The organism is Nanobdella aerobiophila (assembly GCF_023169545.1).
Lineage (GTDB): Archaea > Nanobdellota > Nanobdellia > Nanobdellales > Nanobdellaceae > Nanobdella > Nanobdella aerobiophila.
The window spans coordinates 149,170-160,489 of sequence record NZ_AP019769.1; the positions used below are offsets into that span (position 1 = coordinate 149,170).

Consider the following 11,320-nt stretch of genomic DNA (forward strand, 5'->3'; position numbering starts at 1 on the left):
TTAGTTGCATTATTAATAATTTTATCTAAAGATTTTATTATTTTAAAATGTATTATTTTAACTTTATAAATAATATTAAACGAATCTTAATTTATTTTTTATTTCTTTTTTATTTAAAATGAACTATTAAATTTTATATTTTTTGTATTATTTACAGGAAGGATTATATTCTTAAAGATATTGGAAAATATTATATTTGCAATCATTATGATCTCAATATATACAATTATGCTAGTTATGAATAGGCTATAACCATGGAACTTTCAAGATAGATCATTTTATCTCCAGAAAATAATTTAATACTATCAAAACCAAAGAATATACTTCAATAATAAATATATATCTAAATATTGTTTCTTCTTTACTGCCTGTAGATATTTTACCTTTTAAATGAAATATATCCTATAATTAGAAAAGTATCAGAAAAGTAAGACAAGAGAATCATCGTCCAAAAAATATTGTTCTGCGAAGAGAATATGTTTTAAATGATTTATACAAAACTTTTTTTACTATCGAATTTCTTTTAAATATAATTTTATCTAGAATCCAGATGGATAATTAATCGTTATTTAATTCCTTTTAATGAAATTTTTTAGAATATTTTAAATTATATAATTTAAAAATTTCAAAATTTATTAATTATTTATGATTACTACAATTACAATATCAAAAGAAATAAAAGAAGAAGTAGAAAAGGTTAAAGGAAATAAAAAATGGGACGAATTTTTAATGGAGTTGATTAACATTTATAAAGAATATAAAAAAGAGAAAATAAAAAATTTATTAAATGAAGTTAAAAAAGATATAAATAATGAAGAACTAGATAAAATAGAACAAGAAATATTACAGTTAAGAAGAAATAATAATTTTAGGGATTATAAAATATGAATATACTTGATACATCTTTTCTAATTGAATTAATAAGAAATAATAATTTGCAAGATTATATTGATAATTATATATCTATAATAACATTGGAGGAGATTTTAAGAGCATTAGATAAAAATAAAAGACAAAAGATTAAAGAATTATTAACAAATGCATTAAGTATAATTAATATAGATCAGGAAATAGTTGAAATTTATTCAGATATATTTTATACATTAAAAAATAATGGAAAAATTAAAAATGATGCAGATATTATCATTTCTGCTACTGCAATTAAATATAATACAGAAATATTGACAAAAGATAAAGATTTTATAGATATAAAAGAATATTATCCAGAATTAAAAGTTAAAATTATTTAATAACATTTCTATATTTGTGAATAAAATGATTTTAAAAAATTAGGGAATTTTTTATTTTCATGTAAAAATTATATTGGTAATTTTTTATATATTCTAAAAGAGAATAAATATATGTAAATCTTATATATTATATTGGAGACTTTAATACAGTAAAAAAGTTAGAAGGAAAAGAAAGAAATATAATATCAAAATAATTTAAAAATAGTTATATTTTTACTAAATTTATTATATCATTTACATCTAATACTTCAATATTTTCTGGATAATATTCTAGATTATTTTTATTAGGTAATATTAATATCTTTCTACAATTAAATTTATTTAATTTATTTTCTATTTCTTTTATCTCATTTTTATCAATATAATCTTTCCATTTTACTTCTCCCACAATTTTTAATTCTTTAAATTTAAATAATGAAATATCTATTTCATAATTTTTTTCAACTATCTTATAATAATTTAATCCATAAATCTTTGATAATAAGGAATTAAAGAAATATTCAACATGGAATGGTATTTTATCATTTACTACTTCTTTTATTATTTCATAGACTATATCATTTTCCGATATTCCATATTTACCTTCTAAATAAAAATATATATCTAATAATGGAGAAGAAATTATATAATAATCAAATTTTTTATTAAATACATTTATTTTATTTATTAAACCAATATTTTGTAATATTTTTAGATAACTTTGTATTATACTTGGATCATCTTTTTCAATTATTTTCTTAGAAAATAAATATGAAGATATTTCAGTAGATTTATTTTTTCCAGATGCAATTGATGTTAAAATATTGATATATGTTTTATTTAATTCTCTTTCTTCTTCATTAAATATTTCTCCTATTAAACTTTCAAATGTATACTTATTTTCTTTAAATATTCTTGCTAATTCTTCTCTTATATTTCCTTTTACAAAATCTATTATCCATGGTTCTCTAAAATATATTGCTTTTTCTATTAATTCTTTTCCATTTTCTTTATCTATTAAATATTTTATTATATCTCTTTCATCAATTAAATCTATTCTAAATTCTTCAAACAATCCTAATAGTGGTGAATGCTTTTCTAAAATTTTTTTAGATAAAAATAATGTAGAAGTAATTAATATAAGATTTATTTTTTCATAATTCGCATGTATAAAATCTAACAAATCTTCTTGTAATCTTTGAAATTCATCTATAACAACTTTTTTTCTAGATAATAAAATATCTTTTAAATAATCATATGATATATCCTTATTATTTATTATATCTATTATTCCTCCATCTCTTTTTATAAAGAAATAATAATCATAATTTGTAAAGTTTTTAATAAAAAAAGATTTACCAGTTTTTCTTCTTCCATAAACGAAAACTCTATTACCAATTTTTTCCCATCTTTTTAGATCTTCATATCTAATAACTATATTCATCATATGTATAATCATGGTTATACATTTTATAAATATAATTCATTATTATGGAATTATAAAAGATAAATTATACTAGATTTTTATAAAATAAGTATAGCTCTTCTGTTAGATGATTTATTAATAATTTTAAATAGATTAGAATTATTAGTTTTTAATAAAAATAATCTTTATTTAAGTAGTACAAAATAATAAAATATTAAGTTAGTGTCTTTATGAATTATTAAATATTTATGTTACAAAGTAAGATTCCGTAAAGTTATAAAATGGAAAATACAATTTTTCCATATGAAAGAAAGAGTAACATTATTCTGAAGGTAGATTATATATACCTAAATCAATAAGGGAAAAGTTTAAATCAAAAAGATTTATAATAAAAGTTGAAGATAATAAAATAATTCTAATACCTGAAAATAATGATGAAATAGAAAAATTATATGGAATAATAAAAGTAAAAGAAAAAATAGAAGATATAGATAAATTAATAGAAGAAAAGACAAAAGAAATATTGAATAATGAAGGTTTGTATTGATGTAAATATATTATATTATTTTTTAACTAGAGATAAAAATTTGGAGATAGATCAAAGGAATTAATAAGGAAATATTATGGTAATTTATATACATCAGTTTTAACCCTCTGGTTATTGTATGTTTTAACTAAATATAAAAATGTATACGATTATCTAAAATTGAAAAATAAATCTTATTTATTTCTTTTTTTATTTGATTTTTGCTTAAATAAGTTATAATTAAATTTTATATTTTTATATATTTGAGGATTATATATTTATTGTATAAATAATAATCATGGAAGATTTAGTAAATTATTAAGTCTTCTATAGTATGTAAGTTTCTAATATCTTTATAAAATTAGTGGATATTTTAACAATTTTGTTAATCCAGTATAGAGTATCTTTATTATTTATATATTTGTTATTAATTAAATTTAAAATTTATTTTCTTTATTTTCTTCCATTTAGAATATTTATAATATAAAATATCTTAATTCTTTTCTAATAGCTTTTTATTAATTCGTATATTCATCTTGTTTAGAACTTTAAACTTATTATTTTTTATGAATTATTATTAAATTATTAATATAATGCTAATAAAAACCAAATTTTATTAAATATAGTTTTTATACCAATCTAAAATTTATACTAAAATTTATAAATTATAATAAATTATCCTAATAATATGAAATCTATTTCTCCAATAATAGCAACTATTCTATTAATAGTTATTGTTGTTGCAATGGCAGGATTAACATATGCATTTATTACAGGTATGTTTAGTGGATTATTATCTTCTACAAGTTCTCAAGTTCAGAAATATGGATCTATATCAAATATAGAGATAGCTAATGGATTCTTATATAATTATGAAGATAATTTGGTATTTTACGCGCCTTTAGATAATGAATATTTTAATGTTTATACTGGTAATTTATACCAGCCAATAGATTATCCAAGTAATATATCTACCGTTACTTATGCTTATACTCCATATGGTAGCACTCCAGGTATTGTTATCAATGCAACTTTAGTTCCCGGGTTATATGATTATGCTTTTCAATTTGATGGAAATGATAGCTATATATATTTCCCAAATATTACACAAGTAGTCAGTGCAAAACTCACTTATCCAGAATATATAACTTCCAGCACGTGTGGTTGGGTACCAAATCCATACAATAATTATACTAACCAAGTCACTGAAATGATATATTTTAAACCTGCAGGTAATAATGTTGGACCTTTTTTTTGTGGAAATAATTGTTATTCCGAAGCCCCAGCTACATCTTTTTGGCAGATACAATATAATCTCGGTCTAACTTATTTTTCTAATAATACCATACAAGTGTGTATTGGTGGAGATGTACAGACAAATGAAAGTCCAGGTTGGTTGACTTATTGCTGGAACACTACTTCAATACCTAATAATTGGTTTTTTGTTGTAGCAGAAGGAAAAGTAAATTCTACAGGATATTATGAAAGATTATTTATAAATGGACAATTAGTAGAAACATATTATAATAATACTCCATTAGGGATAACCGAAAATTTATACTGTCCTGGAACTCCTGGATATGGAATAAGCGGTTCAAATAACTGGCATAACTTTAATGGAACAATAGAAGGATGGGGGATTTATGATCAATGGTTACCGGAAAATATAATAGAAAATATGTTTTATAGAATAAATTTGATTTTATATAACTCAGGAAATACTCCTGTAAATTTGAATAATACAGTAATATCCATAGATAACTGTGCTTTTCCATTAATATATAATCAAACATTTATAACTTCTACAAATTCTCCAATAGTCTTGCCAAATCAGCAAATAATATTGAAAGTTGCAAATACACAATGTTTTATTCAAAAGAATAATTATCATCAAGTTTGCTTATTTTACAATGGTCAATCTACCTGTTCTAATGTATTGATCTAAATGTTTTTGGATCATGAAATATGTAAGTACCTTATATACTATGACGGATAATTGCTGTTATCCGACATCAATGTACTTATTTATTGTATATTTATCAATATATTTATGAAAATAAAATAAAAATTTAATTATATCAAAAAACAATAAAAAAGAGTTATAGTAATTATTTATTTTTTATTTCCCAATAAGCTTGATCAAATGCTTTATTTATTTCATCTATTATATTAGTTAAATTATTAATATCAGATGTTTTTATAATTACATTAAATACATTTGTTGATCCATTTTTTGTAGAAAATATTATATTATACTCATAATTATTTCTTTTATTCTTTAATATATTGATTACATTATCTATTAATTTATTTCCGTCTACATCCGCATTTACAGTTACTTGTAATGGATATATAATCCTTTCATTATAATCTTTTAATTTTTGAAATATAGAATTACCTAAAAATGCAGAATTTGGTATTTTTACTATATTTCCATATATAGTTAATACTTCTGTAAATAATAAAGATATTTTTTCTACTTTACCTATTATAGGATTACCCCATATCCATGAACTTATAGATACTGCATCATTTGGTTTTATTGTTTTACTAGAGGTTACTAGAAAACCTGATAATATATTTTGTGCTATGGTTTGTACAGCTAAACCAATAATTATACCACCTATAGAACCAGCTAATATTATATTTGTTATATTTATATTGAATATCGATAATATAATTAATATTATAATTAAATAAAAAATTATATCTATTATATAATTTACTATATTTGTTGTAGATTTTTCACTCTTTCTTAAGAATTGATTATATATTATCTTTTTTATAGTTCTTATAATAAATAATCCAGCTATAATTACTATTATACCTTCAATTATCTTTAATATATATGGTTCTAAAAACACTATATATTTGTACATCTCAGAGCTTTTTGGTAAATATGATATAAATATTGGAAAATAATAATTTATCAAATAATATATAATTAATAAAAATATTATTATTCCTGCTATTTTTATTATATTCTTCTTAGACATTGGGTCTATTTATATAATAATATTTAAAAATATTGTATGTATACCTTACTAATGATATACATATTATATGAAGTTTTATATTTAATATTTGCTTCTATAGTTTTTTATTTATTATATAATAAGTTTACTTGGAAAGTAAATAATAGAGCTATATTTATTGGATTTTTATTTATGTTATTGGCAGTTATTATACAATCAATTATTCAAGATATTCCCGCTGATATTATAGCAATTAGTTTTATTCTAAAAGGTGGGCTTATACATAATTTAGCAAATTTAAATAATATAATATTAAATATTATAAGACCATATTATATAATATATGGAATATATTTAGGTATTATTGCAGGATTAGCACAAGAAATTGCTAGATATTATTCTGTAAAAAATAAGGATCCAAGATTATCAATATATTATGGTTATGGTTTTGCATTAGTAGATATTATTGTTGCTATATTATCTTTATTTACTAATAATAGTACCATAATTATAATAACAATTGTTGGTGTACTATTACAACCTTTTATATCATATATATATCATCCTGGTGCATCAATGCTATTAAGAGCAAAGCAAGAAAATAATAAAGGTATAATATATTTATTGTATTTAATATTTGTTCATGCTTATGTAGATGGATTTACAGCAGTAATAGATTTATCAATAAAATTTAATAGTTTAAATGAGTATATCTTACTTAATTTATCTTATATATATTTTATAACAATTATAATAATTCCATTGGTTATATTTTATCTTGGATATAGGAATATTAGAAGACTAATAGTTGAAGTTGATTTATAATTACTATTGCGTAATAATATATAAAACTTTTTTTAAAATAACATTAAGATGGATATAAATATATTATTACTAATAGTTGAATTTATATTATTGGGGGTAATACTTATAGATAAGAGGATATCTTATAGTATTGGGTTAATATTAGTATTATTATCAATTCTAGCTTTATTGATAAATTTATTTGGATATATAATAGGAATTAATGGATTAACTATACTTTATTCAATGATTATAGTAACATTTGGTATTCTATTATTCTATTATTTCGGTATAATTGATGTATCAGTTTTCATAATTTCGATTTCGACGATATTGGTTTCTTCTATTATTATATATATATCCGTTCCATATTTAATACCGAATATGTTTAGTAATAATATTCTATTGCCAATTGTTGCAGCATCTCCAATATACTAATGCTATTATTTATATCGGCAATATTACTATTATTGGATATATTAATATTATCATTTTTTGATTTAAGATATATAATAAATTATGAGAGGGAAATAGAGATCCCAAATTATAGAGATTTAGATTCTAGAAAGACATTATTTGTCTTATTTCCAGTAAAAAATGAGAATCAAGATATGATAATAAATAAAATAGAGTATTTAAAAAATATCGAGAATAAATATGATAAATTAGATTTGAACTTTGTCTTTATAGACGATACAAGTATGGATAGAGAAGATAAGGTAATAAATTATCTAGAGAATAATATGGAAGATAAGTATATGGACTCTAAATTTATTATATATAAATTGGCAAATATATTATATATATTCAGATTAAATGGTATAAAAAGAAAAGGAAAAGCTCTAGATGATACAATATATTATTTAAAGAATAAATATAATATAGATTATGTTTCTATATATGATTTTGAATGGACCGTAACTGTAGAATACCTATATAAAGGATTATGTATATTAGAATCGAATAAAGATTTATCATTTATATATTGGAATAGAAGAACAGTACCTGTAGATTATTTTCATAAAATAGTCGGGATATATGTAGATACATTTTTCCAAATAGGATTACCAATGAAGAATTTACTTGATAATATATCCATGATACATGGATCTTGTGGTATCATAAGATTAGAGGCTTATTTTAAATCTGGAGGATTTACAGCTCATCTTACTGAAGATGCTTCATTGACCTTGAGAATGTATATAAATGGGTATAAAGGATTATATATACGAAGGTGGGTTGAATACGGGCAAAATCTACCACCTAACTTTAATGTTGCATTGAAAACTTTAAGGAGATGGCAGACTGGTACTTTTGATGTTGTAATTTCAAATTTTATTAATTTAATAAAAAATAAAAAATTATCATTTAAGCAAAAGTCAAGTTTTATCCACATGTTTTCGGCAGTTTTTTTACCTTTAATATCTTTTATACTAATTATTATAAGTATAATGTCTATATATTTAAATATAAGTTCTAAATTTTACCAACATACATTTTTATTTTTTTATCTATCGCCTATATACATTATAGGAATAATATTATCGGAATATTATATTGTGGAGAAGATGATATATAATAAAGGATCTTTAAAGGACGCATTTTTGGTATTATTGATTAGTTGGGGTATCTCTGCACTAACTATAGTGTATTATTTAAGGAGAATAATTCTTGGGTTGGATAATCAATGGATTGTTACTAAGAAGCAGATTACTAGTTATAAATATGATATATATTCTATTTTAGTTCTATCAATATTTTTATTAATAAATTTATCATTCTTTATTAATTCTTTACATTATCTAATATACTATTATAATTATACAAGTACGTTATATGTATTATTTTCTTTATTTATTGGTAATTTATCTACTATTATCTGGATATTATCTATATTTTTGTTATTTTATCTACAATATAAGAGTAAGCATTCTGAATCTAGAACTCCAAAGAATCTATTGTATATAGGGATTGCAAATATAAATAATAGAGGGAATAATAAATAATCCCCCTTATAAATATTATATTTTAATATCTTTTTTATAATTTTTATTAATGATTGATAAAGATGTTATTTTTATAAATGATAAGAGTAATATTGCTTTATGTACTCTTTGGTCTAAGAAGGAGCATATTTTTAATAAAATACCTTTAGATCATAGAAATAAAGTTAATTCTATTGGAACTCTATACACAATAAATGGTATAAATTATGTCCTACAAACCTTGGGGGAAAGAAATAATATAGATAAGATAATAGTTTATGGACCGGATCTATCATACTCTGGGGAGGCGCTAATTGATATATTTTCTAAAAAGGATAAAGATACATATAATAAATATAAATTAAGGTTAAAATATGAAGATATAGAAAATATATTAAATACTGTAAATATAATAGATTTAAGAAAAAATTTTTGGTCTAATGATCTAGATTCTTTATTATTATCTATAGATAATAATTATAGAGAAAATAAAGGTATTAGAAAAAAAGCAATTCTTAGTATAAATGAAAATGTAGAAGAGATAAGATCATGGCCAATGCAACTTTCTGGTGAATTTATATATGAAACATCTGTATTCGCAGCATGGGTAAAAGGTTTATATATAATAAATGAATTTGGAATGACTAAGAATTCCGATTATAATGAAGAAATAAAAGAATTTTTGAATTTAATGGTTACAATAGATCTACATGGTAGTAGTTATGAATTAGAAAAGGATTTTTTTCATTATATACAAGAACAAGATTTTAATAAACATATAAAAGGTCTATCTATACCAGAAGTACCAGAAGGTGTGGATTATACATATGGAAATAGATTATTAAGTTATAATGGCAATCAAATAGAATCAATAATAAATAAACTTGGTAGAAATGCAAACTCTAGAAGGGCTCTTGGCGTTACATGGGATCCAAAAATTGATCAGGATAGTGTAAATCCTCCATGTATAATATCAATAAATGGAAATATTACCGATAATCAATATACTCATACAGTATATATAAGAAGCAATGACTTTTTTAGAGGATGGCCTTTGAATATCTATGGGCAAATCTATCTAGCAAAATATATAGTAGATCAGATAAATAAAAGATATGGTAAGAATATAATACTAAAGAATATTACTACAATTTCTACATCCGCTCATGTATATAGTCATGATTTTGAGTATCTAAAAGATGCATTAGATAAATATGGATATTTAATTAAAAGATTTATACCAGATCCAAAAGGAAATTTTACAATAAAAACTGAAGATGGTAAGATTATATTAGAACATAGAACTCCAGATAATACTAGCATAGATTTAAGGTTAAAAGGAGACTTTAATTATATATATAACATGATAAAAGGTTATCCATTTTATACTCTACCAAGCCATTCATTATATCTAGGAAAAGAACTAAAAAAAGCAGAGGAAAGTATTCGAGAAGGAAAAAAATATACACAAGATGAGGTATAGAGTTAAAGGAGATTTATCCTTTTTATCTTCCTTAGAGCACCTCTAGCTATTAATTCTTTTTCAATAAATTCTAAAAGGTCAAAAGTGTTAATATATTCAGTATAAGATGATAAATTTTGAGGAATTACATTTGATTTGATATCCTCGTAGTATTTAATCAATGTACCTGTAGATGTTGAAGCTAACTTGCATCTTATATCTTTTAAAAAGTCCTTATCTATGTTTTTTATTTTCTCTTCCATTCTATTACTTATAGTTTTATAATTTATATAGTTTATGTTAACAATAAACAATAAATTAAAAAACTTAGCTACGTACTAATTATAATATCGTCTTCTTTTTTTATACTATATTTTCTTTTTAGTAAATATCCATATAGGAACCCGAATAGAGTTCCTCCAATATGTGCTGAAAATCCTAGATTAGTAAAAGGATAAAATATTCCAATAACATTAAATAATAACCATATTATTGCTCCATATATGATATCTATTGGAATTATAATAGGAAATATTATTATCTTTTCTTTTGGTTTTAGTATTGCTAGTGCACCCAATATACCTGAAATAGCACCTGAGGAACCAAGACCTGCAATCATCGGATTATTAAAATATTGAATTAGAAATGCTATATTTCCAAAAATACCTGCCAATAAAAATAATATTATCAGATTTTTACTTCCATAATTATATTCAAATAATAATCCTAAAAAAAATAATGCTAACCCATCAAATAATAATTGAAATATACTGTTGGGTTCATCAAGAAATAAAGATGTAATAAAGGTCCAAGGATAATTTAATGCATAATGTGGGGCAAAGTATAATAATCCAAAAATAGATGGTGGTATGAAAAATTCTAAGATAAAAACTAATACCAAAATTATATCTAA

General features: G+C 21.6%; 11 protein-coding genes. 7 read left to right on the top strand and 4 right to left on the bottom strand.

The window, feature by feature from the left end; all coding sequences use genetic code 11:
- Positions 1–645 precede the first annotated feature (645 nt).
- Both MJ2HA_RS00875 and MJ2HA_RS00880 read left to right on the top strand, forming a co-directional pair.
- On the top strand, positions 646–888 hold the full coding sequence (locus MJ2HA_RS00875) for an antitoxin VapB family protein (RefSeq protein ID WP_258393386.1): 243 nt from the start codon (positions 646–648) through the stop codon (positions 886–888).
- Positions 885–1,250, top strand: a complete 366-nt coding sequence (locus MJ2HA_RS00880) for a type II toxin-antitoxin system VapC family toxin (RefSeq protein WP_258393387.1) — start codon at positions 885–887, stop codon at positions 1,248–1,250. Before MJ2HA_RS00875 ends, MJ2HA_RS00880 begins: the two co-directional genes overlap by 4 nt.
- A gap of 205 nt (positions 1,251–1,455) precedes the next feature.
- Here the strand turns inward: MJ2HA_RS00880 and MJ2HA_RS00885 are convergent, their stop codons facing one another.
- Entirely contained in the window at positions 1,456–2,676 is a 1,221-nt protein-coding gene (locus MJ2HA_RS00885; RefSeq protein WP_258393388.1) for an AAA family ATPase, read from the bottom strand.
- 1,193 nt (positions 2,677–3,869) lie between these two features.
- Here MJ2HA_RS00885 and MJ2HA_RS00890 point away from each other — a divergent pair.
- Positions 3,870–5,126 (top strand): archaellin/type IV pilin N-terminal domain-containing protein, encoded by a 1,257-nt coding sequence (locus MJ2HA_RS00890; RefSeq protein WP_258393389.1) that lies wholly within the window; start codon positions 3,870–3,872, stop codon positions 5,124–5,126.
- Between the two features lie 163 nt (positions 5,127–5,289).
- Here MJ2HA_RS00890 and MJ2HA_RS00895 read toward each other — a convergent pair whose 3' ends face one another.
- Positions 5,290–6,177, bottom strand: a complete 888-nt coding sequence (locus MJ2HA_RS00895; protein ID WP_258393390.1) for a mechanosensitive ion channel domain-containing protein — start codon at positions 6,175–6,177, stop codon at positions 5,290–5,292.
- A gap of 51 nt (positions 6,178–6,228) precedes the next feature.
- Here MJ2HA_RS00895 and MJ2HA_RS00900 point away from each other — a divergent pair, with 51 nt between their 5' ends.
- From MJ2HA_RS00900 to MJ2HA_RS00915, 4 genes are read left to right on the top strand one after another with little or no spacing between them, the layout of a single operon-like run.
- The gene (locus MJ2HA_RS00900) at positions 6,229–6,981 is read left to right on the top strand and encodes a hypothetical protein (protein ID WP_258393391.1); all 753 of its coding nucleotides are present in this window, start codon (positions 6,229–6,231) and stop codon (positions 6,979–6,981) included.
- A 48-nt stretch (positions 6,982–7,029) separates the two neighbouring features.
- A complete protein-coding gene (locus tag MJ2HA_RS00905) occupies positions 7,030–7,398 on the top strand; it encodes a hypothetical protein (protein ID WP_258393392.1) in 369 nt (122 codons plus the stop codon).
- Complete coding sequence (locus MJ2HA_RS00910; RefSeq protein ID WP_258393393.1) at positions 7,398–8,966, top strand: glycosyltransferase family 2 protein; 1,569 nt, start codon at positions 7,398–7,400, stop codon at positions 8,964–8,966. Before MJ2HA_RS00905 ends, MJ2HA_RS00910 begins: the two co-directional genes overlap by 1 nt.
- Before the next feature lie 49 nt (positions 8,967–9,015).
- Positions 9,016–10,428: a thymidylate synthase gene (locus MJ2HA_RS00915; protein WP_258393394.1), complete on the top strand. Its 1,413-nt coding sequence runs from the start codon at positions 9,016–9,018 to the stop codon at positions 10,426–10,428.
- Positions 10,429–10,430: 2 nt separating this feature from the next.
- Here the strand turns inward: MJ2HA_RS00915 and MJ2HA_RS00920 are convergent, their stop codons facing one another.
- Both MJ2HA_RS00920 and MJ2HA_RS00925 read right to left on the bottom strand, forming a co-directional pair.
- On the bottom strand, positions 10,431–10,670 hold the full coding sequence (locus MJ2HA_RS00920) for a hypothetical protein (protein ID WP_258393395.1): 240 nt from the start codon (positions 10,668–10,670) through the stop codon (positions 10,431–10,433).
- A 68-nt stretch (positions 10,671–10,738) separates the two neighbouring features.
- Positions 10,739–11,308, bottom strand: a complete 570-nt coding sequence (locus MJ2HA_RS00925) for a rhomboid family intramembrane serine protease (protein WP_258393396.1) — start codon at positions 11,306–11,308, stop codon at positions 10,739–10,741.
- Positions 11,309–11,320 lie beyond the last annotated feature (12 nt).